Annotated in this window: 23 protein-coding genes, 2 tRNA genes and 1 riboswitch; of the genes, 14 read left to right on the forward strand and 11 right to left on the reverse strand. The window is 72.2% G+C overall.

The annotated features are described in order from the left end of the window. The first annotated feature begins 65 nt into the window (after positions 1-65). The 4 genes from ABT160_RS07045 to ABT160_RS07060 all read left to right on the forward strand — a co-directional run bounded on the left by ABT160_RS07045 (position 66) and on the right by ABT160_RS07060 (position 5452). The gene (locus ABT160_RS07045; protein ID WP_351644695.1) at positions 66-2963 is read left to right on the forward strand and encodes a UPF0182 family membrane protein; all 2898 of its coding nucleotides are present in this window, start codon (positions 66-68) and stop codon (positions 2961-2963) included. 73 nt (positions 2964-3036) lie between these two features. Further along, positions 3037-3110 (forward strand) — tRNA-Met (locus ABT160_RS07050). A gap of 210 nt (positions 3111-3320) precedes the next feature. Then, on the forward strand, positions 3321-5303 hold the full coding sequence (locus ABT160_RS07055; RefSeq protein ID WP_351644571.1) for a tetratricopeptide repeat protein: 1983 nt from the start codon (positions 3321-3323) through the stop codon (positions 5301-5303). 75 nt (positions 5304-5378) lie between these two features. Then, a tRNA-Met gene (locus ABT160_RS07060) sits at positions 5379-5452 on the forward strand. Between the two features lie 131 nt (positions 5453-5583). Here the strand turns inward: ABT160_RS07060 and ABT160_RS07065 are convergent. Continuing rightward, entirely contained in the window at positions 5584-5994 is a 411-nt protein-coding gene (locus ABT160_RS07065; RefSeq protein ID WP_351644574.1) for a Fur family transcriptional regulator, read from the reverse strand. Between the two features lie 142 nt (positions 5995-6136). On the opposite strand from ABT160_RS07065, the gene ABT160_RS07070 reads away from it, so the two are divergent. Further along, the gene (locus ABT160_RS07070; protein ID WP_351644576.1) at positions 6137-7588 is read left to right on the forward strand and encodes a catalase; all 1452 of its coding nucleotides are present in this window, start codon (positions 6137-6139) and stop codon (positions 7586-7588) included. A 77-nt stretch (positions 7589-7665) separates the two neighbouring features. Here the strand turns inward: ABT160_RS07070 and ABT160_RS07075 are convergent, their stop codons facing one another. Next, positions 7666-8067: a CBS domain-containing protein gene (locus ABT160_RS07075; protein WP_351644579.1), complete on the reverse strand. Its 402-nt coding sequence runs from the start codon at positions 8065-8067 to the stop codon at positions 7666-7668. A 156-nt stretch (positions 8068-8223) separates the two neighbouring features. Beyond that, positions 8224-9027: a histidinol-phosphatase gene (gene hisN, locus ABT160_RS07080; RefSeq protein WP_351644580.1), complete on the reverse strand. Its 804-nt coding sequence runs from the start codon at positions 9025-9027 to the stop codon at positions 8224-8226. Positions 9028-9173: 146 nt separating this feature from the next. On the opposite strand from hisN, the gene ABT160_RS07085 reads away from it, so the two are divergent. After that, complete coding sequence (locus ABT160_RS07085) at positions 9174-9800, forward strand: TetR/AcrR family transcriptional regulator (protein WP_351644582.1); 627 nt, start codon at positions 9174-9176, stop codon at positions 9798-9800. On the opposite strand, the gene ABT160_RS07090 is transcribed toward ABT160_RS07085, so the two are convergent. The 4 genes from ABT160_RS07090 to ABT160_RS07105 form a co-directional block, all read right to left on the reverse strand. Continuing rightward, the gene (locus tag ABT160_RS07090; protein WP_351644584.1) at positions 9766-10089 is read right to left on the reverse strand and encodes a DMT family transporter; all 324 of its coding nucleotides are present in this window, start codon (positions 10087-10089) and stop codon (positions 9766-9768) included. The genes ABT160_RS07085 and ABT160_RS07090 overlap by 35 nt on opposite strands. An 89-nt stretch (positions 10090-10178) precedes the next feature. Beyond that, positions 10179-11189 carry a ribosome small subunit-dependent GTPase A gene (rsgA, locus tag ABT160_RS07095; protein ID WP_351644587.1) on the reverse strand — a complete coding sequence of 337 codons (1011 nt, stop codon included), beginning with the start codon at positions 11187-11189 and terminating at the stop codon, positions 10179-10181. Positions 11190-11193: 4 nt separating this feature from the next. Beyond that, entirely contained in the window at positions 11194-12510 is a 1317-nt protein-coding gene (gene aroA / locus ABT160_RS07100) for a 3-phosphoshikimate 1-carboxyvinyltransferase (RefSeq protein WP_351644589.1), read from the reverse strand. Between the two features lie 224 nt (positions 12511-12734). After that, the gene (locus ABT160_RS07105) at positions 12735-13430 is read right to left on the reverse strand and encodes a M50 family metallopeptidase (protein ID WP_351644591.1); all 696 of its coding nucleotides are present in this window, start codon (positions 13428-13430) and stop codon (positions 12735-12737) included. A gap of 50 nt (positions 13431-13480) precedes the next feature. Between ABT160_RS07105 and ABT160_RS07110 the strand changes: the two genes are divergently transcribed. From ABT160_RS07110 to def, 8 genes are all read left to right on the forward strand, one after another. Then, positions 13481-14296 carry an SOS response-associated peptidase gene (locus tag ABT160_RS07110; protein WP_351644592.1) on the forward strand — a complete coding sequence of 272 codons (816 nt, stop codon included), beginning with the start codon at positions 13481-13483 and terminating at the stop codon, positions 14294-14296. Between the two features lie 46 nt (positions 14297-14342). Next, positions 14343-14984 (forward strand): alpha/beta hydrolase family protein, encoded by a 642-nt coding sequence (locus ABT160_RS07115; protein WP_502984174.1) that lies wholly within the window; start codon positions 14343-14345, stop codon positions 14982-14984. Between the two features lie 231 nt (positions 14985-15215). Next, entirely contained in the window at positions 15216-15872 is a 657-nt protein-coding gene (locus ABT160_RS07120) for a sigma-70 family RNA polymerase sigma factor (protein ID WP_351644596.1), read from the forward strand. Continuing rightward, entirely contained in the window at positions 15869-16168 is a 300-nt protein-coding gene (gene rsrA, locus ABT160_RS07125; protein WP_351644598.1) for a mycothiol system anti-sigma-R factor, read from the forward strand. Before ABT160_RS07120 ends, rsrA begins: the two co-directional genes overlap by 4 nt. A gap of 257 nt (positions 16169-16425) precedes the next feature. Then, entirely contained in the window at positions 16426-17748 is a 1323-nt protein-coding gene (locus tag ABT160_RS07130; RefSeq protein WP_351644601.1) for an HD-GYP domain-containing protein, read from the forward strand. A gap of 80 nt (positions 17749-17828) precedes the next feature. Beyond that, entirely contained in the window at positions 17829-19007 is a 1179-nt protein-coding gene (locus ABT160_RS07135; protein WP_351644698.1) for an HD-GYP domain-containing protein, read from the forward strand. Positions 19008-19111: 104 nt separating this feature from the next. Further along, a complete protein-coding gene (locus ABT160_RS07140) occupies positions 19112-20092 on the forward strand; it encodes a tetratricopeptide repeat protein (RefSeq protein ID WP_351644602.1) in 981 nt (326 codons plus the stop codon). 59 nt (positions 20093-20151) lie between these two features. Further along, on the forward strand, positions 20152-20802 hold the full coding sequence (def, locus tag ABT160_RS07145) for a peptide deformylase (protein WP_351644605.1): 651 nt from the start codon (positions 20152-20154) through the stop codon (positions 20800-20802). Positions 20803-20858: 56 nt separating this feature from the next. Here def and ABT160_RS07150 read toward each other — a convergent pair whose 3' ends face one another. The 4 genes from ABT160_RS07150 to ABT160_RS07165 all read right to left on the reverse strand — a co-directional run bounded on the left by ABT160_RS07150 (position 20859) and on the right by ABT160_RS07165 (position 26450). Then, complete coding sequence (locus tag ABT160_RS07150; RefSeq protein ID WP_351644606.1) at positions 20859-21884, reverse strand: ribonucleotide-diphosphate reductase subunit beta; 1026 nt, start codon at positions 21882-21884, stop codon at positions 20859-20861. After that, positions 21875-24238: a ribonucleoside-diphosphate reductase subunit alpha gene (locus ABT160_RS07155; RefSeq protein ID WP_351644608.1), complete on the reverse strand. Its 2364-nt coding sequence runs from the start codon at positions 24236-24238 to the stop codon at positions 21875-21877. Before ABT160_RS07155 ends, ABT160_RS07150 begins: the two co-directional genes overlap by 10 nt. A 129-nt stretch (positions 24239-24367) precedes the next feature. Further along, positions 24368-24491: riboswitch (cobalamin riboswitch) on the reverse strand. A 91-nt stretch (positions 24492-24582) separates the two neighbouring features. Next, complete coding sequence (gene mctP / locus ABT160_RS07160; protein ID WP_351644611.1) at positions 24583-26208, reverse strand: monocarboxylate uptake permease MctP; 1626 nt, start codon at positions 26206-26208, stop codon at positions 24583-24585. Continuing rightward, positions 26205-26450, reverse strand: coding sequence for a DUF3311 domain-containing protein (locus tag ABT160_RS07165; protein ID WP_351644613.1), 246 nt, complete (start codon positions 26448-26450; stop codon positions 26205-26207). Before ABT160_RS07165 ends, mctP begins: the two co-directional genes overlap by 4 nt. Between the last annotated feature and the right edge of the window lie 63 nt (positions 26451-26513).

The following is a 26513-nucleotide window of genomic DNA, read 5'->3' on the forward strand; positions in this document are numbered from 1 at the left end:
TGGGCCCGCACCACTCGCACCAAGCAGCACATCCCAACCTCAAGGGGAGCACGTTGGCTTTCCAGATGCCGGACCGCGGCGGAGGCCCGACAGGGCCAAGGATCAGAGTCGGTCGGCCGTCCCGGCGCGCCCGGACCCTGCTCATGACGTTGGGGGTCCTGGCCGTACTGGCCATGGTCTTCGTCATGTTCGCGGGGTTCTGGACGGACTGGCTCTGGTACCGGTCGGTCAAGTTCTCGTCCGTCTTCACCACCACCCTGTGGACCAAGATCGGCCTGTTCGCCGTCTTCGGCCTGCTGATGGCCGCGGCCGTCGGCGTGAACATCTGGCTCGCGCACCGGCTGCGGCCGCCGCTGAGCGCGATGTCGCTGGAGCAGCAGAGCCTGGACCGCTACCGGATGGGCGTGGCGCCCTACAAGAAGTGGGTGCTCCTGGCGATCACGGCCCTGGTCGGGCTGATCGCGGGCGCGTCCGCCTCCGGGCAGTGGCGCACCTGGCTCATGTGGGTCAACGGAGTGCCGTTCGGGCAGAAGGACCCGCAGTTCGACCTCGACGTGTCGTTCTACGCGTTCGACCTGCCCTGGTACCGCTTCATGCTCGGCTTCGGCTTCGCGGCGGCGGTGCTCTCGCTGATCGCCGCCGCGCTGACGCACTACCTGTACGGCGGGCTGCGCGTGACCAGCCCCGGCGCGCGGGCCACGGCCGCGGCCACCGGGCACCTGTCGGTGCTGCTGGGGCTGTTCGTGGCGCTGAAGGCGGTGGCGTACTGGCTCGACCGGTACGGCCTGGCGGTGAAGTCCAGCGACTTCAAGGCCACGGACAGCTGGACGGGCCTGCGGTACGTCGACGCGAACGCGTACCTGCCCGCGAAGACGATCCTGTTCTGCATCGCGGTGATCTGCGCGCTGCTGTTCTTCGCCACGCTGTGGCGCCGCACCTGGCAGCTGCCGGTGATCGGCTTCGGCCTGATGGTGCTGTCGGCGATCCTGATCGGCGGCCTCTACCCGGCGATCGTGCAGAAGTTCCAGGTCCAGCCGAACGAGCAGGCCAAGGAGTCGCGCTACATCGAGCGCAACATCGAGGCCACCCGCAAGGCGTACGGCATCGACGGGGTCAAGCCCAACGACTACGCCGGCTCGGCGCAGGTCACGGACGCGGCCAAACAGCGCAAGGACGCCGACGCGGCGGCCAGCTACCGGCTGAACGACCCGAACATCGTCTCGCCGACGTTCCAGCAGCTGGAGCAGGAGCGCAAGTACTACCAGTTCCCCAAGACGCTGGACGTGGACCGGTACAACGGCCAGGACACCGTCATCGGCCTGCGCGAGCTGAACATCCAGGGCGTCGACAAGCACAACTGGATCAACGACCACTTCACCTACACCCACGGCTACGGCGCGGTGACGGCGAAGGGCACGGAGACCAGCTCGTCGCCGCAGGGCGCGCCCGCGTTCACCGAGTCGGGCCTGCCGTCCAAGGGCCAGTTCGACGCGCAGAAGTACGAGCAGCGGATCTACTACGGCGAGAAGACGACGCAGTACTCGATCGTCGGCGGTCCGCAGAAGGAGCTCGACTACGAGCAGGACGGCGGCGGCCAGAAGACGTACAGCTACCGCGGCAAGGGCGGCATCGACCTGGAGAGCCCGCTGAACCGCGCCGCGTACGCGGTGGCCTTCAGCGAGCCGCAGATCCTGTACTCGGGCGCCATCGGCAAGGACTCCAAGATCCTGTACAACCGGACGCCGAAGGAGCGCGTCGAGGCGGTCGCCCCCTGGCTGACCATCGACGGCGACGCCTACCCGGCGGTGGTCGGCGGACGGATCCAGTGGATCGTGGACGCCTACACGACGACGAACGGGTACCCCTACGCATCGCGTACCACGCTCGGCGACACCACGGCCGACTCGCTGACCGACCGCCAGCGCGCGGTGGTGGCGCAGGAGAACCAGGTCAACTACATCCGCAACTCGGTGAAGGCCACCGTCGACGCGTACGACGGCACCGTCTCGCTGTACGAGTGGGACGAGAAGGACCCGGTCCTGAAGACCTGGAAGAAGGCGTTCCCGGGCACGGTGAAGGCCAAGAGCGAGATCCCGGCCGAGCTCAAGGCGCACATGCGCTACCCGCAGGACATGTTCAAGGTCCAGCGCGAGCTGCTCTCGCTGTACCACGTGCAGGACCCCGCGCAGTTCTACAACGCCTCCGACGCCTGGCAGGTCCCCAACGACCCGACCAAGCCGGACGACCACGCGGTGCCGCCGTACTACCTGTCCCTGAAGACGCCGGGGGAGTCGCAGCAGCAGTTCTCGCTGACCACGACGTTCACCCCGAGCGGCCGCCCCAACCTGCGGGCCTTCATGACGGTCGACGCGGACGCCACGAGCGGGACCTACGGCAAGATCAACCTGATGCGTGTGACGGACGACAAGGTCGACGGCCCCGAACAGGTGCAGAACAGACTCAACCAGTACCAGCCGGTGGCCGACTTCGTCCGGGTGCTCAAGGGCGCCGACTCGACGATCAAGTACGGCAACCTGCTGACCGTGCCACTGGACAAGGGCTTCCTGTACATGGAGCCCATCTACGCCCAGGGCCGTGGCTCGGAGTACCCGCTGCTGAGCAAGGTCGCGGTGGTGTACGGCGAGAAGATCGGCTTCGCGGACAGCCTGGGGGCCGCGCTCAACCAGGCCTTCGGCGTGGCGGGCGAGGACGGCGGCACCCAGCCGCCGCCGACGACCACCCCGCCGACCACGACGCCACCGGCCACCGGTGACGCCGAGGCGCAGCTGAAGCAGGCGGTCGCGGACGCGCAGAAGGCGTTCGCGGACGGTGAGGCGGCGCGCCAGAAGGGCGACTGGACGGGCTACGGCAAGGCGCAGGACGCGCTGAAGGCGGCGCTCCAGCGGGCCGTGGAGGCCGAGGGCAAGATCAAGCCCAAGGCCGCTCCGGAGAAGAAGGGCTGATCCGGGGACGGACCGCCGGGAGCACCCGGCGGTCCGGCACCCCTCCGCAACCGTGATACGGTCGTCCTACCGACGCGGGGTGGAGCAGCTCGGTAGCTCGCTGGGCTCATAACCCAGAGGTCGCAGGTTCAAATCCTGTCCCCGCTACTGAACGACGAGGGCCCGGATCCTGATCAGGATCCGGGCCCTCGTCGCGTGGTGCACGACCCGGTTCCGGCGGCCCGTCCGCCCTCCGTACGGGGCGGGTTGGGGTGACGGGCGTTTGAGTTGTCTCTCTGTGGGCATGTCGACAAAACGCTGAAGTGACCTCACTGGCTGCGGTATACCAGGTGTACGCGGGTTGCGGGTGGTGCAACGATGGGATTCATGGGGGACAGGGCAACTCTGTTGGAGACAGGGCGGTTTGTGCAACGGCATACCGGTTCGGCCACCGTCGGGCAGACGGGCGCACCCTCGGAGACCGAGGACGCCGCCCGGGCCGTCCGCGCCGACCGTACAGCCGAAGCCGCCGCCCAGGGCGACGACGCCGCCGAGGCGGTGGAGGGCCTGGAGGCCGAGGCCCGCAACCGGCGCGCCGCCGAGGAGGGCGACACCGCCGCCATGAGCGTGCTCGGCGCGCTGCTGCTGCGCCGCGGCGACCTCGACGGCGCGGAGCCCCACCTGCGCGCCGCCACCGCCGAGGGCGACCGGGCCGCCGCCAACAACCTCGGTGTGCTGCTGCTCCAGCGCGGCTACCCCGACGAGGCGGCCGGCTGGTGGCGCATCGCCGCCGTCGCCGGGTCCGCCCCCGCCGCCCACGCGCTGGGCCGTCACTACCGCGAGCGCGGCGACGAGCCCGCCGCCGAGTACTGGCTGCGCCAGTCCGCCGAGCAGGGCCACGCCCTGGGCGCCTACGCGCTGGCCGACCTCCTGGAGCACCGCGGCGACGTGGGCGCCGAGCGCTGGATGCGCGGCGCCGCCGAGCAGGGCCACCGCGAGGCCGCCTACCGGATCGCCCGCACCCTGGAGCGGCGCGCCGCGCGGGAGATCCGCGCCCGCGGCGAGCTGTACGAGACCGGGGTCGGCCGCCCGCCGGTCCCGCGCCGCCCGGCCGTCCCCGAGCAGCGCGACGGCGCCGAGGAGGCGCCCACCCTGCTCGGCGAGGCCGAGCAGTGGTACCGCCAGGCCTCCGCGCGCGGCCACCGCCGCGCCGCGCTGCACCTGGGCGCGCTCCTGGAGCGGCGCGGGGAGGCCAAGGAGGCCGGCCGCTGGTACCTGACGGCCGCCAAGGACGGCGAGGCCAGGGCCGCCTGCGCGCTGGGCTTCCTGCTCAAGGACGCCGGGGACGACGAGAGCGCCGCCGTGTGGTGGCTGCGCGCCGCCCAGGACGGCGACGGCAACGCCGCCAACGCCCTGGGCGCGCTGCACGCGGCCCGCGGCGAGCAGCAGAGCGCCGAGCGCTGGTACCGCGCGGCGATGGACGCGGGCGACATCAACGGCGCCTACAACCTGGGGCTGCTGTGCGCCGCCCAGGACCGCACCGCGCAGGCGGAGCAGTGGTACCGCCGCGCCGCCTACGCGGGCCACCGTGAGGCCGCCAACGCGCTGGCGGTGCTGCTGCTCCAGGCCGACGACCCCAACGGCGCCGAGCCGTGGTTCTCCAAGGCCGCCGAGGCGGGCAGCGTGGACGCCGCGTTCAACCTCGGCATCCTGCACGCGGGCCGGGACGACGACGTGACCGCCCTGGTCTGGTACGAGCGCGCCGCCGCGGCCGGGCACACCGAGGCGGCCCTCCAGGTCGGCATCGCCTACCTGCGCGACGGCGAGGAGCAGGAGGCCGAGCGGCACCTGCGGTGCGCGGCGGGCGGGGGCAGCGCGGAGGCCGCCTTCCGGCTCGCCACCGTGCTGGACGCGCGCCAGCCGCCGCCCGGGCCGCCCGCGCTGGGCGAGCCGCAGGCGCCCAAGACGGAGTGCGAGGAGTGGTACGAGCGGGCGGCCGAGCAGGGCCACCGCCGCGCCCAGGTGCGCGTCGGCATGCTCGCCGCGGCCCGGGGCGACATCGAGCAGGCCGCCCACTGGTACCGGGAGGCCGCCGAGGCGGGCAGCCGCAACGGCGCCTTCAACCTGGGGCTGCTGCTGGCCCGGGAGGGCAACGAGCGGGAGGCCGCGCTGTGGTGGGCCCGCGCCGCCCGCGCCGGGCACGGCCGGGCCGCGCTGCGGCTCGGGCTGCTGGCGGCCCGCAAGGGCGAGCTGACCGAGGGCCGCCGCTGGTGCGCGCGCGCCGTGGAGCTCGGGCCGACCGAGGTGGCCGAGCGCGCGGCCCGGCTGAGCGAGGCCCTGCACCAGGAGCTGACGGCCTGACCCCGGCCCCGGGGCGGACCGGCGCGGAACGGATTTGCGCTGGTCCGCAGGCTGACGTAATGTTGTGTTCACCGACGCGGGGTGGAGCAGCTCGGTAGCTCGCTGGGCTCATAACCCAGAGGTCGCAGGTTCAAATCCTGTCCCCGCTACTCAAGCCCGAAGGGCCCGGATCCTGGGATCCGGGCCCTTCGGCGTGTCCGGGGACCCAACGGCTCCCGGACACGTGAAAGGGCCCCGACCACCCTGGTGGTCGGGGCCCTTTCGTCCGTACGGAACCGGGTCAGGCGCAGTCCGGGCACAGGCCCCGGTAGGTGACCTCGACGGCGGAGACCGTGAAGCCGAAGCGCTCGGCCGCCGGCAGGTCGGACAGCGGGTCGCCCGAGGGGTGCACGTCGCGGATGGTGCCGCAGGCGCCGCAGACCAGGTGCTGGTGGGGGCGGTGCGCGTTCGGGTCGTACCGCTTGGCGCGGCGGCCGGTGGAGACCTCGAGGATCTCACCGAGGGTCACCAGCTCGCCCAGGGTGTTGTAGACGGTCGCGCGCGAGATCTCGGGCAGTCGCACCACGGCGCGCGCGTGCACCTCGTCGGCGGTCAGGTGGACGTGGTCGCCGTCCAGGACCTCGGCCACCACGCGCCGCTGCGCCGTCATGCGCCAGCCGCGTCCGCGCAGTCGTTCCAGCAGGTCACTCATACGGCCAGCCTAACAGGAAGAGGGCTTTAGTCCCGAGCGGGTGTGACTTTAGAACCTTACTTGACTTAGACATTGTCCATTGTAGGATCGGTGGAGTAGGAAGCAAGGGACAGGACTTGCAGGCGATACGCAGGAGGCGCACGTGACCCAGGGACCGCTGACGACCGAGGCCGGAGCCCCGGTCGCCGACAACCAGAACAGCGAGACCGCGGGGATCGGCGGGCCGGTCCTGGTCCAGGACCAGCTGCTGATGGAGAAGCTGGCCCACTTCAACCGCGAGCGCATCCCGGAGCGCGTGGTCCACGCGCGCGGTGCGGGCGCCTACGGCACCTTCACGGTGACGGCCGACGTCACCCGGTACACCCGCGCGAAGTTCCTCTCCGAGGTGGGCAAGCAGACCGAGACGTTCCTGCGGTTCTCCACCGTGGCGGGCAACCTCGGGGCGGCCGACGCGGTGCGCGACCCGCGCGGCTTCGCGCTGAAGTTCTACACCGAGGACGGCAACTACGACCTCGTCGGCAACAACACCCCGGTGTTCTTCATCAAGGACGCCATCAAGTTCCCGGACTTCATCCACACCCAGAAGCGCGACCCGTACACCGGCTCGCAGGAGGCGGACAACGTCTGGGACTTCTGGGGGCTGAGCCCGGAGAGCACCCACCAGGTCACCTGGCTCTTCGGCGACCGCGGCATCCCGGCCTCGTACCGGCACATGGACGGCTTCGGCTCGCACACGTACCAGTGGAACAACGAGGCGGGCGAGGTCTTCTGGGTCAAGTACCACTTCAAGACCGACCAGGGGATCAGGACCCTCACCCAGGCCGAGGCCAACACGCTGGCCGGTGAGGACCCCGACAGCCACCAGCGCGACCTGCGCGAGTCGATCGAGCGCGGCGAGTTCCCGAGCTGGACCGTGCAGGTGCAGATCATGCCCGCGGCCGAGGCGGCGGCCTACCGCTTCAACCCGTTCGACCTCACCAAGGTGTGGCCGCACGCGGACTACCCGCCGATCGAGATCGGCAAGCTGGAGCTCAACCGCAACCCGGAGAACGTCTTCGCCGAGGTCGAGCAGTCGATCTTCAGCCCGGCGCACTTCGTGCCCGGCATCGGCCCGTCCCCGGACAAGATGCTCCAGGGCCGGCTCTTCGCGTACGGCGACGCGCACCGCTACCGCGTCGGCATCAACGCCGACCACCTGCCGGTGAACCGCCCGCACGCCACCGAGGCGCGCACGCACTCCCGCGACGGCTTCCTCTACGACGGCCGCCACAAGGGCGCGAAGAACTACGAGCCGAACAGCTTCGGCGGCCCGGCGCAGACGGACCGGCCGCTGTGGCAGCCGACCGCCGTCACCGGCCCCACCGGCGACCACGCGGCCCCGGCGCACGCCGAGGACGACGACTTCGTGCAGGCCGGGAACCTCTACCGGCTGATGTCCGAGGCCGAGAAGGAGCGCCTGGTGGAGAACCTGTCGGGCTTCATCGCCAAGGTGTCGCGCGACGACATCGCCGAGCGCGCCATCGGGAACTTCCGCAAGGCGGACGAGGACTTCGGCAAGCGGCTGGACGCCGCGGTCCAGGCCCTGCGCGGCTGACGGACGCTCGCCGGAGCGAGGAGGGGGGCCGGATTCCCGTCAGGGGGTCCGGCCCCCCTTCCGTCGTGCCCGGTGGGTCAGAGGGCGGCCGAGGCCGCGTGCCTGCGCGCGGGTGCCCAGCAGCGGATGATGTCGCGCACGGAGACGATGCCGACGGGGCCGTCGCCGTCGAGCACGATCAGGTGCCGGAAGCCGCCGTGGGCCATCGCCCCCGCCGCCTCCTCCAGGGTCCACGCCGGGGCGGCGAAGACCACGTCGTTGGTGGTGTGGATGCCGGCCGTCTCGCGGTCGGGATCCTGGCCCGCGCCGACGGAGTTGAGGACGTCGCGCTCGGTCAGGATGCCGAGGCCGCTGGTGTCGGGGTCGAGCACGATGGCGGCGCCGACGCGCCGGGCGGACATCAGCCGCGCGGCCTGGCGCAGGGTGTGGGCGGGACCGATGGTGAGGACCACCGTGCTCATGGCGTCACGGACGAGCATGGATGGGGCCACCTCCTTGGCGAACCGCTCAACGAGAAGCGATTCACAAGTTCACAAGTGGGGGAACCCTCAGAGTGGCAGGTAAAGGGATTCCCAACAAGGGGGCGCGCGACGTGAGCCGAGGGGCGCCCGGAACCACCGGAGCCCGGCGCCGCACTACTCGCGCGGCTGCCCCAGGTACCCCAGCAGCTCCTCGTGGAGCAGCCCGTTCGAGGCCGCGCCGTTGCCGCTGTGCGGACCGTGCCGCCCGTCCAGGCCGGTGAAGACGCCGCCCGCCTCCTGCACCACGATCACGTTCGCCGCCATGTCCCACAGCGACAGCTCCGGCTCGGCGCAGAAGTCCACCGCGCCCTCCGCGACCAGCATGTACGGCCAGAAGTCGCCGTACGCGCGAGTGCGCCAGCACGCGCGCGTGAGGTCCAGGAAGCCCTCCAGCTGCCCGCGCTCCTCCCAGCCGCTCAGCGAGGAGTACGCGAACGAGGCGTCGGCCAGGTCCGACACCTGCGAGACGTGGATCCGGGAGGCGTTCAGCAGATTGCGGCCGGTGTAGGCGCCCAGGCCCTTCGCCGCCCACCAGCGCCGCCCCAGCGCGGGCGCCGACACCACGCCCACCACCGGCTGGTAGCCGTGCTCGCCCGCCTCCATCAGGGAGATGAGCGTCGCCCAGACCGGCACGCCCCGCACGTAGTTCTTGGTGCCGTCGATCGGGTCGACCACCCAGCGGCGCGGGCCCGAGCCCTCCAGGCCGTACTCCTCGCCGAGCACCGCGTCGCGCGGCCTGGCCCGCTTCAGCTGGCTGCGGATCAGCTCCTCCGCCGCCTTGTCGGCCTCGCTCACCGGGGTCATGTCCGGCTTCGTCTCGACCTTCAGGTCCAGGGCCTTGAAGCGCTCCATCGTCGTGGCGTCCGCGGCGTCCGCGAGGACGTGGGCCAGACGCAGATCATCGTGGTAGTCGACCATGACCGGCACCCTATCCCGCACCCCCGTGCCGACTCGAAGGGACTATTGACACACCGTGGCGACCCGTCAACTCTGAGCGCAGGGCTCCGCTCGCGGAGCCACGCGATCCGCCGGGCGCGCGGGAGTGCCCGGCCCGGGAGGCGATGATGCCTACAGCGCGAGAAGCCTTGCTGAGCGCCGCCCTCGCCGCGCTCTCCGGACTGCCCTGGTCCGGGGTGCGGATGGTCGACGTCGCCTCGGCGGCCGGGGTGTCCCGGCAGACGCTCTACAACGAGTTCGGCAGTAAGGACGGCCTCGCCCGCGCGCTCGTGCGGCGCGAGGCCGACGCCTATCTGCACGGGGTGGAACGGGTCCTTGCGCACCGCGCGGACCCCGCCGACCGCCTGGTGTCCGTCGCCGAGTGGACCGTCGGCGAGGCCCGTACGAGACCGCTGCTGCGGGCCCTGCTCACCGGCTGCTGGGGCGACCGCCTCCCGGCCCCGCGCCCGGCGCACCGCGCCGGCGCCGCCGCGGTGCCCGCCCAGCGCCGTGCCGACGCCGGTCCGCCGGGCCCCGCGGACCTGCTGGCGGCGGTGCGCGACCGCTCGCTGGCGGCCCTGGAGCAGGCCAGGACGGGGGCGCGGACGAGGGAGGAGAGCCAGGAGCTCGCCCAGCGCTGCGAACTGGCCGTACGGCTCGCGCTGTCCTGGGTGGTGGCCCCGGCGGGCGACGGCGTGGCGGCGCTGGTGCGCTCGGCCGTCAGTGCGCCGAGCCCGACAGCTGGAGGCCGATGACGCCGATGATGACCAGCGAGATCGAGACGATCTTCAGGACCGAGACCAGGTCGTCGAGGAAGATCATGCCGTAGATCGCGGTCCCCGCGGCGCCGATGCCGGTCCACACCGCGTACGCCGGGCCGACGTCGAGCTTCTTCAGGGCCAGGGTCAGCAGGCCGAAGCTGCCGAGGGCGAAGCAGGCGAAGGCGATGGTGGGCCAGAGGCGGGTGAAGCCGTGCGAGAGCTTGAGGCACACCGCGAACCCGGTCTCCAGGATCCCCGCGACCACCACCAGCAGCCACGCCATCGTCTGTGCCTCCCGCGTCGGTGACTGCTTCGTCTCGCTTGGTGCGATTATGCACTTACCAGATCACGGGGATCGCAAACGTGCGCGGGTCAGTCGCCCTCGCGCCGCTCCCGGGTGGCGAGCAGCCGCCGCAGCGAGTAGAGCCGCTGCGGATCCGCGTGGCCCTCCGCCACCCAGGCGTCCAGGGCGCACTCGGCCTCGTCGTGGGAGCAGGCCCGCGGGCAGTTCTCGGTCCCCGGCTCCAGATCGGGGAACGCGTGGATCACCCGGGAGGGGTCCACGTGGTGCAGGCCGAACGAGCGAACGCCCGGGGTGTCGATCACCCAGCCCGCGTCGTCCGGCAGCGGCAGCGCGAGCGCGGACGTCGTGGTGTGCCGGCCGCGCCCGGTGACGGCGTTGACGTGACCGGTGGAGCGCCGACGGTCCTCCGGCACCAGCGCGTTCACCAGGGTCGTCTTGCCGACTCCGGAGTGGCCGACGAAGGCGGTGACCCGGCCGTGCAGCTGCTCGCGGACCCGGTCGGCGGCGTCCCCGTTGTACAGGTCCTCGCGGTTGACCACGACGTGCGGGATGTCCAGCGCCCCGTACAGGTCGAGCAGTTCCTTCGGAGGGGCCAGGTCCGACTTGGTGAGCACCAGGAACGGCTCCAGACCGCCGTCGTACGCGGCGACCAGGCAGCGGTCGATCAGCCGGGGGCGCGGCTCGGGGTCGGCCAGCGCCGTGACGATGGCCAGCTGGTCGGCGTTGGCGACGACCACCCGCTCGAACGGGTCGTCGTCGTCCGCGGTGCGGCGCAGCACCGAGCTGCGCCCCTCGATGCGCACGATCCGCGCGAGGGTGTCCTTGTCGCCCGACAGGTCGCCGACGAGGGCGACCCGGTCGCCCACCACCGCGGCCTTGCGGCCCAGCTCGCGCGCCTTCATCGCCATCACCACCCGGTCGTCGACCAGGCAGGTCAGCCGGCCGCGGTCGACGGTGAGGACCATGCCCCTGGCCGCGTCCTCGTGCTTGGGGCGGATGGTGGTCCGCGGCCGGTTGCCCTTGCGGTTGGGACGGGAGCGGATGTCGTCCTCGTCGGTGTGCTTGCCGTAGCGCCGCATGTCGTCAGGCCCCGAGCATTTCGGTCCACATCCTCGGGAAGTCGGGCAAGGTCTTGGCGGTCGTCGCCACGTTCTCGATCTCCACGCCCGGCACGGCCAGGCCGATGATCGAGCCCGCGGTCGCCATGCGGTGGTCGTCGTACGTGTGGAAGACGCCGCCGTGCAGCGGGCGCGGGCGGATGTGCAGGCCGTCGGCGGTCTCCGTGACGTCGCCGCCCAGGCCGTTGATCTCCTTGGTGAGCGCGGCCAGCCGGTCGGTCTCGTGCAGCCGCAGGTGGGCCACCCCGCGCAGGGTCGAGGGGGAGTCGGCCAGCGCGGCGACGGCGGCGATGCCGGGGGTCAGCTCGCCGACCTCGCCCAGGTCCACGTCGACGCCGTGGATCCGGCCGGTGCCGCGGAAGGTCAGGCCGTGCTCGGTCAGCTCGCAGGAGCCGCCCATCGCCGTGAAGATCTCGCGCAGCGCGTCACCGGGCTGGGTGGTGCGGGCGGGCCAGTCCGGGACGGTCACGCGGCCGCCGGTGACCAGGGCCGCGGCCAGGAAGGGCTGGGCGTTGGACAGGTCGGGCTCCACGGTCAGGTCGCGGCCGAGCAGCGCGGAGGGGGAGACCCGCCAGACGTCCGCCTCGCCCCCGGACTCGGGGGTGTCGACCTGGGCGCCGACCACCCGGAGCATGTCCACGGTCATCCGGATGTGCGGCATCGACGGCAGCTTGCCGCCCACGTGCCGCACCTCCACGCCCTGGTTGAAGCGGGGCGCGGACAGCAGCAGCGCGGAGACGAACTGCGAGGACGAGGAGGCGTCGATCTCCACCGTGCCGCCGTCCAGGGCGCCGCCGCCGTGCACGGTCATCGGCAGCGCGCCGCGGCCGTCGTCGTCGATCCGGGCGCCGAGCACGCGCAGCGCGCCGATCACGCCGCCCAGCGGGCGCTCGTACGAACGCGGGTCGCCGTCGAAGCGCACCGGGCCGTCCGCCAGCGCGGCCACCGGCGGCAGGAAGCGCATGACCGTACCGGCGTTGCCGACGTCCACCGCGGCCGGGCCGCGCAGCGCGGCCGGGATGACCCGCCAGGCCTCGCCGGTGCCGTCGGGGCCCACGCCCTCCTCGATGCCGACGCCCAGGGTGCGCAGGGCCTCGGCCATCAGCAGGGTGTCGCGCGAGCGCAGCGGCCGGCGCAGCCAGCCCGGCTCGGCGGCCAGCGCGGCCAGCACCAGGGCGCGGTTGGTGACCGACTTGGATCCGGGCACGGTGACCGTCGCGTCGACGGCTCCGCTCGCGTGGGGGGCGGGCCAGAGGGCGGGGTGCACGGTGCTTTCGGTCATGGCCATCACTTTAGTGCGGGCCGTGGGCGGAGCCCGCCTAGGACCTGTCCGGTCGCTCACGCCTGGGCCGCGGCGCCTGGCACGCACGCTCGCGGCGTTCTCGTCGGTCGACAACGCTCCGCGTTGCGCTCCCTCCTCCGCCTTGCGATCGCACGCACCAGCCACCGCTCACCCGGACCAGAAGCCACCCGGCACCGATGCCGGCACGATCGACCGGACAGGTCCTACAGTCCGAGCAGCCAGCGGCCGCCCCCGATCAGGGCGCACAGCGAGACGGCGTGGAAGAGGAAGAGCCAGAGCGCCGGGGGCACGTGGGTGAGGCGGGCGAGCTGGTCGGCGTCCGAGTCGGGGGCCCCGCCGTGGCGCCGCTTGGCCTGGAGCTCGAAGGCCGGCCGCACCCCGCCGAGCAGGAGGAACCAGACGGCGGTGTACGCGAACGCCGACTGCACCTCGGGACCGGTGAGCCAGGACACCAGCAGGAACGCGGCGCCCGTGAGGACCACGGTGAGCACCCCGTACGCGTTGCGGATCATCACCAGCATGGCCAGCAGCAGCGCGGTGGCCACCCACAGGAAGAGCGTCACGCGGTGCGCGGAGAGCAGCCAGGCGCCGCCCAGGCCGAGCAGCGGGGGCGCGGTGTAGCCGGCGGCGGCGGTGAGGATCATGCCGGGGCCGGTGGGCCTGCCCCGGCTGACCGTGAGGCCGCTGGTGTCGGAGTGCAGCCGGATGCCGTCGAGCCGGCGGCCGGTGAGCAGGGCGACCAGTCCGTGGCCGCCCTCGTGGGCGATGGTGACGGCGTTGCGGGACAGCCGCCAGAGCCCGCGCGGGACGACGACGGCCAGCGCGGCGGCGGCCGTGGCCCAGACGAGCCAGTCCTGCGGCGCGGGCTGGACGGAGGTCAGGTCGGCGAAGCTGGCCATTTCTCGGGCGGCTCCTCGTGGCGTGGGCGGGTCGTGGCAGTGTGGCACTCATGTGCGGACGTTTTGCGGCGAGTCGTAGGCCCGAGGACCTCGTGGGAGTCTTCGAGATCGAGAAGTGGGAGCCGGAGGAGACCCTGGCGCCCGACTGGAACGTGGCCCCCACGAAGGAGGTCTACGCGGTCCTGGAGCGTCCTCTGAAAGACGCGGAATCTCCCCGTCCGGTTCGCCAGCTGCGCAGATTGAAGTGGGGACTGGTGCCGTCCTGGGCCAAGTCGCCGGACGGCGCGGCCCGGATGATCAACGCCCGCTCCGAGACCCTGCACGAGAAGCCGTCCTTCAAGCGGGCCTTCGCCACCCGGCGCTGCATCCTGCCCGCCGACGGCTACTACGAGTGGGTCACCGGGGCCGGGGAGCGGGACCTGGAGGTGGAGGGCAAGAAGAAGCGGCCGCGCAAGCAGCCGTACTTCGTCACGCCCGCGGACGGGTCGGTGTTCGCCATGGCGGGCCTGTACGAGTTCTGGCGCGACCGCACGCTCCCCGACGACCACCCCTCGGCCTGGTGGGCCACCTGCTCCGTGGTGACCCTGGAGGCGGAGACCGGGCCGCTGGGGGTGGCCCCCGCCGAGGGGCCCTCGTCGCTGGCCGAGATCCACCCGCGGATGCCGCTGATGCTCACTCCGGACCGCTGGGCGTCCTGGCTCGACCCGGCGCTCACCGACCCGGAGGAGGCCCGGTCCCTGCTGCACGCGCCGCCGGAGGGGCTGATGCGGGCGTACCCGGTGGGGACCGCGGTGAGCAACGTGCGCAACAACGGCCCCGAGCTGCTCACCGAGCTGGAGGGGCCGGAGGAGGCGACGCTCTTCTAGGGGCGTCGTGCGGGCCGTGGGGGTGCCGGGCGTCACAATGGCCCGCGTGAGCGAGATCGTCGACACCCCGCACGGGGACGCCCGTATCACCTTCTTCCCCGCGTCCGAGCCCCGACTGCTGCTCGCCGCCTCGCACGGCGCGGGCGGCGGCATCGAGGCGCGCGACCTCCAGGCCCTGGCCCGGGCGCTGCCGCCGCTCGGGGTGAGCGTCGCCCTGGTCGAGCAGCCCTGGCGGGTGGCCGGGAAGAAGGTGGCCTCCCCGCCGAAGACCCTGGACGCCGCCTGGCGGGCGCTGTGGCCCGCGCTGCTCGCCCCCGGGCTCCCGGTGGTGGCCGGCGGGCGCAGCGCCGGGGCCAGGGTCGCCTGCCGCACCGGGGCCGCGCTCGGCGCCGTGGGCGTGCTCGCGCTGAGCTTCCCGCTGCACCCGCCCGGCAAGCCGGAGAAGTCCCGCGCGGACGAACTGCTCGGCGCGGGGCTGCCCACGCTGGTCGTGCAGGGCGGCAACGACCCGTTCGGCAAGCCCGCCGAGTTCCCCGAAGGGGCGTACCGGCTGGTGGAGGTTCCGTACGGCGACCACGGCTTCGCCGTGCCGAAGCGGGCGGAGCTCTCCCAGGAGGAGGCGCTCGACGTGCTCACCGAGGGCGTCGGCGGCTGGATCTCCGGGCTCCTCCCCGCTCCCGGGGAATAGTCGACCGGACGGCCACCGTTGTCACGGGCGTATCTGAAGCACGTGTCAGGAGAGGGAGTCCGTCGCATGGGTTCGACCATCTGCCCGAGCCGGTCGCGCGCCGCTGACCTGGAGTGGTCCGTGCTCTCGGCGCCCAGGACCGCGCCCATTCGGGCGGCGGGCGAAGCGGATCGTCGTCTATCCTCCGAAACGAGCGGGTCCGCACTCGGGCTCGCAACTGCGTTCGAGGAGGTGGGTCCGGTCACTGGGACCGACACTGGGACCGAAGACGGCCCCGAGGAGACGACTGCCGAGCGCAACGCGCGCTTCGAGCGGGACGCCCTGGGCTACCTCGACCAGATGTACTCGGCGGCGCTGCGCATGACGCGCAACCCGGCCGACGCGGAGGATCTGGTGCAGGAGACCTACGCCAAGGCGTACGGCTCCTTCCACCAGTTCCGCGAGGGTACGAATCTGAAGGCCTGGCTGTACCGGATCCTCACCAACACGTTCATCAACTCGTACCGCAAGAAGCAGCGCGAGCCGCAGCGCAGCGCCGCCGAGGAGATCGAGGACTGGCAGCTCGCGCGCGCCGAGTCGCACATGTCCACCGGTCTGCGCTCGGCCGAGTCGCAGGCGCTCGACCACCTGCCGGACTCCGACGTGAAGTCCGCGCTCCAGGCCATCCCGGAGGAGTTCCGCATCGCCGTGTATCTCGCCGACGTAGAGGGCTTTGCGTACAAGGAGATCGCGGACATCATGGGAACCCCCATCGGTACGGTGATGTCCCGACTGCACCGGGGCCGCCGCCAGTTGCGCGGCATGCTGGAGGACTACGCCCGTGAGCGCGGGCTGGTCCCGGCGGGCGCCGGCGAGTCGACGAACGATCGGAAAGGCTCGGGCTCATGAGCTGCGGAGAGCCGCACGAGACGGACTGCTCTGAGGTCCTGGATCATCTCTACGAGTTCCTCGACCACGAGATGCCCGACAGTGACTGCACGAAGTTCGAGGTGCACTTCGAGGAGTGCTCCCCGTGCCTGGAGAAGTACGGGCTCGAACAGGCCGTGAAGAAGCTGGTCAAGCGCTGCTGCGGCCAGGACGACGTGCCCAGCGACCTGCGCGCCAAGGTCATGGGCCGGATCGACCTGATCCGGGCCGGACAGGTCGTGCCGGACGACGACGTCAGCCGGGCCGTCACCGAGTAGCCGTACGCGGGACGCCCGCGAAGGGGCGCGCCACGGACCACCGTGGCGCGCCCCTTCGCCGTCCCCGGAGGCCGTCCCGCAGGCGCTCGCACTCCCTGTGCACGCCCCTTTATCAGGCCCCTGCGCCCCTCGTCACTCAAAGGTGCTAATCGGCGACTTCACGCCACCGAATCCCACCCGACTCGCTAGCGTGTCCGTCGATTTGGCGACACGGCGGTGGTACGGGAACGGGAGCGGGGAGGCTCGGTGAGGTCTCGATGACGGCGACTCCGGCGGCGGCACGCGTCTACATCGGCGGCGCCGTGCTCGGCGCCGCCCTGTGCGCCCTGCCCGCGCCCCGCTCCGGCGCCCCCTGGGCGACCGCCGCGCTGCTCGCCGCCGTGTACGCGGCCTGCGAGGTGCCGGCCCGCGGACGCTTCCCCGGCCGGGACCCGGACGGCGCGGGTCCCGTCGGCGCCGGGTCCTTCTTCCCCGTACTGCTCACCGCCGCCCTGCTGCTGCCGCCCGCCCTCGCCGCCCTGGTCGCGGTGCCCGGGGCGCTGGTCGCGCGGGTGGACGAGCGGCCCGTGGCGCTGCGTCGGACCTGGCGCACCGCCCGGCTCGCCCTCGCCACCTGGGCCGCCGCCACCGCCGCCCGGGCCCTCGGCGGCCCCGGCGCCGTGGCCGCGCCCGACCTCCCGTACGCCCTGCTGCCCGCCCTCGGCGCCGGACTCGCCCTCACCCTCGCCCTCGCCGCGCTCGACGGGGGCGTCCTCGCCACCGCCGAACGGGTCCCGCCGCGCACCGCCTGGCGCGGGCTGCTCGGCCACACCCTCGCCCCGCACGCGGTGCACGCGCTGGCCGGGCTGATGATGGCCGTGCTCTGGCGCAGCCCGTACGGACCGGCCGCCGCGCTGCTCGTCCTGCTGCCCGTGTACGTCTCCTGCTGGGCCTTCGGCCGGTACCACCGCGAGCGCGCCGCCCACCAGGCCACCATCCGCGCCCTCGTCCAGGCCGTCGAGCTCAAGGACGAGTACACCCGCGGCCACAGCGAGCGCGTCGGCCACGCCTCCGTCCTCATCGCCCGTGAACTGGGCATGCCGGAGGAGAAGGTGGAGGCGCTGCGGTTCGCCGGGATCCTGCACGACATCGGCAAACTCGGCGTGCCCACCCGGGTGTTGCGCAAGGACGGGCCGCTGACCCCGCAGGAGCGGGCGGTCATCGAACTGCACCCGGAGTACGGGCACGAGATCGTGCGCGGCATCGGGTTCCTGGGGGAGGCGCGGGGGGCGATCCTGCACCACCACGAGCGGATGGACGGGAGCGGGTACCCGTACGGGCTGAAGGGCAGTCAGATCCCGGAGTTCGCGCGGGTGGTGGCGGTGGCGGACGCGTTCGACGCGATGACGACCACGCGGTCCTACCGGGCGGGGCGGCCGGCGGGGGAGGCGTTGGAGGAGCTGGAGAGGTGTGCGGGGGCGCAGTTCGATCCGCGGATGGTACGGGGGTTGGTGCGGGCGCTCGAGCGGTACGGGCCGCCGGCGCGGTGGAACGTTTCGGCGGAGCCGGTGCGGGAGCGGGTCCGGGCGAGGGCGCCGTGAGCGAGGGCCGGTTCACGGCTCGCGGCACCGGTGGCCGTGCCCACCCGTTCCGCCCCGGCGGAACAGTCGCCCACAGCGGCGTGGGGTTGCTCCTCGCCGTATGGGCCGTCGTCCACACCGTGCGAGCTGGAATCTTCCAACCCCAACTCGCCCTCCTCTTCGGGGTGTTCATCCTCTTCGGTGAGTTCCTCCGGTTCGGGCGGGGGGTGGAGCCCGCGCCGCTCGGGGGTGCCGTCGGGCTCGCGTACGCGCTCGTCGGCGGTACCGGTGCCCCGCAGGCCGTCGCCGTCGTGGTCGCCGCCGGGCTCGTCGGGGCCGTGCCGCACATCGCGCGCGGCCGGGGGAGGGTCCTGGACCACCTCGCCCGGCGCGTGCTCACCGTCTCCTTCGCCGCGCTCTGCTTCCAGTCGCTGGACCGGGCCGGCCAGGTCGAGCGGTGGGCCGGGACCGGGGCCGGGTACGTGGTCTTCCTGGTCCTCGTGCTCGCGCTCACCGGGCTGTGCGACGCGGTGCTCGGGGCACACCGGGCGAAGGCCCGCACCGGATACCCGTACGGCCCCCTGCTGAGGGACCAGCTGCGCTCGCTGTCCGGCACGGGCTCCGCCGTCTGCGCCACCGCGGCCGTCCTGGCGCTCGCGGTGGAGGTCGCCGGACCGTGGGCGCTGCCCGTCTTCTGCGTACCGCTGCTCCTCACCCAGCTGTCGGTGCGGCGCTACGCGGGGGTGCGCGCCACCTACCGGCAGACCATCGCCTCGCTGGCCCGGGCCACCGAGATCGCCGGCTACACCCCGCCGGGGCACGCCCGCCGGGTCGCCGACCTCAGCCGGGCCGTCGGGCGGGAGCTGGGGCTCTCCGGGGCCGAGCTCACCGTCCTGGAGTACGCGGCCCTGATGCACGACATCGGGCAGCTCTCGCTGGTCGACCCGGTCCCCGAGGGGGCCACCACGCGGCTCCCGGCCGAGGAGCAGCGCAGGATCGCCCTGCTCGGGGGCGCCGTGGTGCGCAGGACCGGGGTACCCGCGGCCGTGGCGGTGGTGGTGGAGCGGCAGGCCGACCCCTACCGGGAGCAGCCGCCGCAGGCCCGGATCGTGCGCACCGTCAACGCGTACGACGACCTGGCGGGGGACAGTGCCGCGGGGGCCCTGGCGGCCCTGGAGCGGCTGCGGCTGGCCACCGCGCACGAGCATCACCCCGAGGTCGTGGAAGCGCTGGCGAGGGTGCTGGTGCGGGGCGGTCTGAGTCCCGTCCCGCCTGGGTAACCCATGGGTAATGAGCGAGCCTCCGACCCGGCATGGTTGGATGCAGTGAGAGCCATCAAGAGGGTGTCGGGGGCAAGGACCCGAGCGACCGGCAGGCGGGAATCGTGAGGATCTTCGGGAAGGTACGGCATCGGCCCTCCGCCTCGTGGCGGCAGGCCACCGACCGCGCGTTCACGCTGATCGGCGACGGCCGGTACGAGGACGCGGGGGCGCTGCTGACGCGCGCGGCGGACCTGGAGCCCTGGCTTTCCGAGTCCTGGTTCAACCTGGCCCTGCTGCACAAGTTCCGGCACGACTGGGAGCAGGCGCGGGCCGCGGGCCTGCGGGCCGTCGCGCTGCTCGACAAGGACACCGGGGCCCCCGACTGGTGGAACGTGGGCATCGCGGCCACCGCGCTGCAGGACTGGCCGCTGGCGCGGCGGGCCTGGCAGGCGTACGGCCTGCGGGTGCCCGGCGCCTCCTCCGGGACCGGCGAGCCCGCCGGGATGGAGCTGGGCAGCGCGGCCGTGCGGCTCTCCCCCGAGGGCGAGGCCGAGGTGGTGTGGGGCCGCAGGCTCGACCCGGCCCGCATCGAGGTCCTTTCCATCCCGCTGCCCTCCTCCGGGCGGCGCTGGGGCGAGGTCGTGCTGCACGACGGCGTGCCCAACGGGGAGCGGGTCACCTCCGCGGGTCCCTCGTACCCCGTGTTCGACGAGATCGAGCTCTGGGCGCCCTCTCCCGTACCCACCTGGGTGGTCCTCCTGGAGGCCGCCACCGAGGCCGACCGGGACGCCCTGGAGCAGCTGGCCTCGGACGCCGGGTTCGCCGCCGAGGACTGGTCCTCGTCGGTGCGGCTGCTGTGCCGGGCCTGCTCGGAGTCGCGGATGCCCAGCGCCGAGGGCGAGGGCGAGCACCTGGACCCGCACGACCACAGCGAGCCGGGGCACCCCGGGCCGCTGGGGCACCGCTCGCCGGGCGAGCTGTGGGTGCCCGAGCGCGAGTGCGGGATCGCCGCCCCGGCCGGCCTGGTGCGCGGGCTGCTCGACGGATGGGTCGCGGACAGCCCGGACAGCCGTGAGTGGCGGGATCTCGAAGAGGTCTGCTGAGCGGGGGCCGTAGTCTGTACGCGAACACGACACGGCATTCAGGAAGGCGTACGGCGGACATGGCGCAGCAGGACACCGAGCAGGAGCGGGGCGGCGTGCTCCCCGTGGACGACGAGGGCTTCGTCATCGACAGCGGGGACGCCGAGGAGCGCGAGACCGCGTTCCGCGAGCGCGGCACCTCCCGTCCGATCACCGTCGTCGGCAACCCCGTGCTGCACCGGGAGTGCAAGGACGTCACCGAGTTCGGCGACGAGCTGGCCGCCCTGGTCGACGACATGTTCGCCAGCCAGCGCACCGCGCAGGGCGTGGGGCTCGCGGCCAACCAGATCGGCGTGGACCTGAAGGTCTTCGTCTACGACTGCCAGGACGACGAGGGCGTGCGCCACGTGGGCGTGGTCTGCAACCCGGTGCTCCAGGAGCTGCCGGCCGACCGCCGCCTGCTCGACGAGTCCAACGAGGGCTGCCTGTCGGTGCCGACCGCCTACGCGGAGCTGGCCCGCCCGGACTACGCCGAGGTGGCGGGGCAGGACGAGAAGGGCAACCCGATCAAGGTGCGGGGCACCGGGTACTTCGCCCGCTGCCTCCAGCACGAGACGGACCACCTCTACGGGCGCCTGTACATCGACCGGCTGTCGAAGCGGGAGCGCAAGGACGCGCTGCGGCAGATGGAGGAGGGTACGCCCAGGTACCCGGTCGTCCCGAACGACTGACCTCGCGCACGAGAAGGGGCCCCGCTCGGGAGAGCGGGGCCCCTTCCTCGTACCGGCTAGAAGTCCTCGTCCAGGTCGACCGTGCCCTCGACCGCCACCTGGTAGGCCGACGGGCGGCGCTCGAAGAAGTTGGTCAGTTCCTGGACGCCCTGGAGCTCCATGAACGAGAACGGGTTCTCCGAGCCGTACACCGGGGCGAAGCCCAGGCGCACCAGGCGCTGGTCGGCGACGCACTGGAGGTACTCGCGCATCGACTCGGTGTTCATGCCCGGCAGGCCGTCGCCGCACAGGTCGCGGCCGAACTGCAGCTCGGCCTCCACGGCCTCCCTGAGCATGTCCGTGACCTGCTGCTCCAGCTGGTCGTCGAAGAGCTCGGGCTCCTCCTTGCGGACGGTGTCCACGACCTCGAAGGCGAAGTTCATGTGCATCGTCTCGTCGCGGAACACCCAGTTGGTGCCGGTCGCCAGGCCGTGCAGCAGGCCGCGGCTGCGGAACCAGTACACGTACGCGAAGGCGCCGTAGAAGAACAGCCCCTCGATGCACGCCGCGAAGCAGATCAGGTTCAGCAGGAAGCGGCGGCGGTCGGCGGCCGTCTCCAGCTGGTCGATCTTCTCGACCGAGTCCATCCACTTGAAGCAGAACTGCGCCTTCTCGCGGATGGAGGGGATGTTCTCCACCGCCGCGAAGGCCGCGGTGCGGTCCTCCGGGTCGGGCAGGTAGGTGTCGAGCAGCGTCAGGTAGAACTGGACGTGCACGGCCTCCTCGAAGAGCTGGCGGCTCAGGTAGAGCCGGGCCTCCGGGGAGTTGATGTGCTTGTACAGCGTCAGCACCAGGTTGTTCGCCACGATCGAGTCGCCGGTCGCGAAGAACGCGACCAGACGGCCGATCATGTGCTGCTCGCCCGGGGTGAGCTTGGCGAGGTCGGCGACGTCGGAGTGGAGGTCGACCTCCTCCACGGTCCAGGTGTTCTTGATCGCGTCGCGGTAGCGCTCGTAGAAGTCCGGGTAGCGCATCGGACGCAGGGTCAGCTCGAAGCCCGGGTCGAGCAGGTTGGTGTTGCGGGTGGAACTCATTACTGGCATGCCTCGCAGGACTCGGGGTTCTCCAGGGAGCAGGCGATCGCGTCCGCGTCGGGGGTGGCCTGCTGGACCGGGATGGTAGCGGCGGCGCGGGCGGCCCGGGCGATCTTGGTGGCCGGGCGCGACCGCAGGTAGTACGTGGTCTTCAGGCCCTGCTTCCAGGCGTACGCGTACATCGACGACAGCTTGCCGATGGTGGGCGTCTCCAGGAACAGGTTGAGCGACTGCGACTGGTCGAGGAACGGGGTGCGGGCCGCCGCCATGTCGATCAGACCGCGCTGCGGGATCTCCCACGCGGTGCGGTAGAGCGCGCGCACGTCCTCGGGGACCCAGCTGAAGCCCTGCACCGAGCCGTTGGCCTCGCGCAGCGCCTCACGCGTCTGCGCGTCCCACACGCCCAGCTCCTTGAGCTCGCGCACCAGGTACGAGTTGACCTGGAGGAACTCGCCGGACAGCGTCTCGCGCTTGAACAGGTTGGAGACCTGCGGCTCGATGCACTCGTACACGCCCGCGATCGAGGCGATCGTCGCGGTCGGGGCGATGGCGAGCAGCAGCGAGTTGCGCATGCCGGTCTTCGCGACCCGGGCGCGCAGGGCGTCCCAGCGCTCGGGCCAGCTCAGCTCGACGTCGTAGTGGTCGGGGTGCAGCACGCCGCGGGCGGCGCGGGTCTTCTCCCAGGCCGGCACCGGGCCGTTGCGCTCGGCCAGGTCGGCGGAGGCCTCGTAGGCGGCCAGCATGATCCGCTCGGCGATGCGGGTGGAGAGCGCGCGCGCCTCGGGGGAGTCGAACGGCAGCTTCAGCTGGAAGAAGACGTCCTGCAGGCCCATCGCGCCCAGGCCCACCGGGCGCCAGCGGGCGTTGGAGTTGCCGGCCTGCTCGGTCGGGTAGAAGTTGATGTCGACGACCCGGTCGAGGAAGGTGACGGCGGTGCGGACCGTCTCGTCCAGGCGCTCCCAGTCGATGTCGCCACCGCTGACGAAGGCGCCCAGGTTGACCGAGCCGAGGTTGCAGACGGCGGTCTCGTCGTCGTTGGTGACCTCGATGATCTCGGTGCACAGGTTGGAGGAGTGGACGACCGTGCCCGGCTCCGCCGTCTGGTTGGCGGTGCGGTTGGAGGCGTCCTTGAAGGTCATCCAGCCCTGGCCGGTCTGCGCCAGGGTGCGCATCATGCGGCCGTACAGCTCACGGGCGGGCATCGTCTTGCGGGCCAGGCCCCTGGCCTCGGCGGCGCGGTAGGCGGCGTCGAAGTCGTCGCCCCACAGGTCCACCAGCTCGGGCACGTCGGCGGGGGAGAACAGCGACCAGTCGGCGTCCGCGTTGACGCGGCGCATGAACTCGTCCGGCACCCAGTGCGCCAGGTTGAGGTTGTGCGTGCGGCGCTGGTCCTCGCCCGTGTTGTCGCGGAGCTCCAGGAACTCCTCGATGTCCGCGTGCCAGGTCTCCAGGTAGACGGCGGCGGCGCCCTTGCGGCGGCCGCCCTGGTTCACCGCGGCGACCGAGGCGTCCAGCGTCTTCAGGAACGGCACGATGCCGTTGGAGTGGCCGTTGGTGCCGCGGATGAGCGAGCCGCGGGCACGGATGCGGGAGTAGGAGAGGCCGATGCCGCCGGCGTGCTTCGACAGGCGCGCCACCTGGTGGTAGCGGTCGTAGATGGAGTCCAGCTCGTCCAGCGGCGAGTCGAGCAGGTAGCAGGACGACATCTGCGGGTGGCGGGTGCCGGAGTTGAAGAGCGTGGGGGAGGACGGCAGGTAGTCCAGGCGGCTCATCAGGCCGTAGAGCGCGGAGACCTCGTCCACGGCGCGGGTGGTCTCGTTCTCGGCCAGGCCGCAGGCCACCCGGAGCATGAAGTGCTGCGGGGTCTCGATGACCTTGCGGGTGATCGGGTGGCGCAGCAGGTAGCGCGAGTACAGGGTGCGCAGGCCGAAGTAGCCGAAGCGGTCGTCGGCGGCGCGGTCGACCAGCGCGTCCAGCCGGGCCGAGTGCAGCCGGACGAAGTCGGCGGTGCGGTCCGCGATCAGGCCCTCGCGGTGGCCGACCTCGACGGAGGCGGTGAAGCCGGTCGAGCCCTGGGTCGCGGCCTCCTCGGCGATGGTGCGGGTGAGCAGCCGGGCGGCGAGCCTGGAGTAGGCCGGGTCCTCGGAGATCAGGCCCGCGGCGGCCTCGGTCGCGAGCTCGCGCAGCTCCGCCTCGTCGGCGCGGGCGCTGCGGCCGCGCAGCGCGGCGGCGGCGACGCGGCCGGGGTCGGCGTCGGGGAGGTCCGCGGTGAGTTCGGTCAGGGTGCGCAGCAGCGCCGTGCCGGGGGCGTCGGCGTCGGCGGCGGCGATCTCTGAAGCCGGATCGGCGGGCGCGATGGTCACGTGGGGGCTCTCCCTCGCTCGGCTCGGGGCCGGCGCGGGGGGTGGCGTACGCGTGCGAGGGCAGGGCCGTGCGCCGCGTCCACCGGCCCACTCCGCGAGGCCCGGACGTCGTCGGCACCCGGGCCGGTCGGACCGGGTGCGCTGCCGGCAGGTCCTCGGACTCGTCGTCGTACAAATGGGTACGGGACACACCGTTGCGGGACAGTTCCGGATTCGAACCGGATTCCCCTGCGGCGACAGCGAGCACGAGCATACATGTGGGGGGCGCCGTCTGCGGCACCCCCCATATGTTGTGTCGCGCCGTCAGCGCGCGACTACGCGAACGGTTCGTCCGCCGTCGTTCGTCAGTGCGAGGAGCCCGCCGTGGCCGGGGGCAGTTCGGTCTGCACGCCGGGGTCTCCGGCGTCCGCCGTGTAGTCCTCCGGGGAGGTCTCGTCGACGCCCTCGGGGGCCTTGGCGGCCTTCAGGACGAAGGTGAGGACGACGGTGACCACCACGTTGAGCACGAAGGCGGTGAGGCCGATGTAGCCGATCTCGCCGATGCCGGGGATCTCGGCGGAGGAGCCGCCGAAGTGCTTCTGGGTGGGGGAGGCCACGCCGTACGCGGCGAGCGTGCCGTAGACCATGCCGACGGCCCAGCCGGCGAGCAGCGCCCAGCGGTGGAACCAGCGGGTGAACAGGCCGCCGACCAGGGCCGGGAAGGTCTGCAGGATCCAGATGCCGCCGAGCAGCTGGAAGTTGATGGCGACGGTCTTGTCCATGGTGAGGACGAAGACCAGGGCGCCGACCTTCACGAGCAGCGAGACCAGCTTGGAGACCTTGGTCTCCTGGGCCGGGGTGGCGTCGGGCCTGATGAAGTCCTTGTAGATGTTGCGGGTGAAGAGGTTGGCCGCGGCGATGGACATGATGGCCGCCGGGACCAGCGCGCCGATGCCGATGGCGGCGAAGGCCACGCCCGCGAACCAGTCGGGGAACATCGTCTCGAACAGCTGCGGGATCGCCAGCTGGCCGTTCTGCACCTTGATCCCGGCCGCGATCGCCATGAACCCCAGCAGCGCCAGCAGGCCCAGCATCAGCGAGTACAGCGGCAGGATCGTGGTGTTGCGCCGGATGACCTCGCGGCTGCGCGAGGACAGGGTCGCGGTGATCGAGTGCGGGTACATGAAGAGCGCGAGCGCCGAGCCGAGCGCCAGCGTGGCGTACGTCCACTGGCCCGCCTCGCCGGGTGCCAGCGCGCCGCGCGGCTTGCCGGTGGCCGGGTTGGTCTGGGCGAACGCCTCGCCCGCCTTGGCGAAGATGTCGTCGAAGCCGCCGAGCTTGATCGGGATGTAGATGATCGCGACCGCGATCACGATGTAGATCAGCGTGTCCTTGACGAACGCGATCAGCGCCGGGGCGCGCAGGCCCGAGGAGTAGGTGTAGGCCGCGAGGACGCCGAAGGCGATGAGCAGCGGCAGGTCCTTGACGAACCAGTTGGTGTCCTCGCCGCCGCCGACGCCCATCACGTCCAGGACGGCCTGGATGCCGACCAGCTGGAGCGCGATGTAGGGCATGGTGGCGAGGATGCCGGTGACCGCGACGGCCAGGGACAGGCCCTTGGAGCCGAAGCGCCCGCGCACGAAGTCCGAGGTGGTCACGTACCCGTGCTTGTGCGACACAGACCAGAGCCGGGGCAGGAAGGTGAAGATCAGCGGGTAGACCAGGATGGTGTACGGGACGGCGAAGAAGCCCGCCGCGCCCGCCGCGTAGATCGCCGCCGGGACGGCGACGAAGGTGTACGCGGTGTAGAGGTCGCCGCCCAGCAGGAACCAGGTGACCCAGGTGCCGAAGGACCGGCCGCCCAGGCCCCACTCGTCGAGGCTCTCGTTCTCGGCCTTGCGCCAGCGCGCGGCCAGGAAGCCCATGACCGTGACGGCCAGGAAGAAGAAGATGAAGACGGCGAGTGCCACGCCGTTCACGCCGTCCTTCACCGCGACGCACCTCCCTGACGGGCGCGCTGGTCACGCTTCCACAGCTGGTAGGCGACCATCGTGAGCACGGTCGAGACCAGCACCCAGAGCATCTGGTACCAGTAGAAGAACGGGATCCCGATGAAGGCCGGGTCCGTCTTCGCGTAACTGCCGACCCAGAGCATCGCGACGAACGGCGCGACCAGGCAGAGCCCCACCACCACCCTCAGTGGTGTGACGGTCGGTTGTTTCTCCTGTGGCATGCGGTGACTCCGTCCCCTCGCTGATCACCTGCGTAATGTGCGGGAAATCTAGGGGACGGGTCC

The organism is Streptomyces sp. NPDC001941 (assembly GCF_040296945.1).
Taxonomy (GTDB): Bacteria; Actinomycetota; Actinomycetes; order Streptomycetales; family Streptomycetaceae; genus Streptomyces.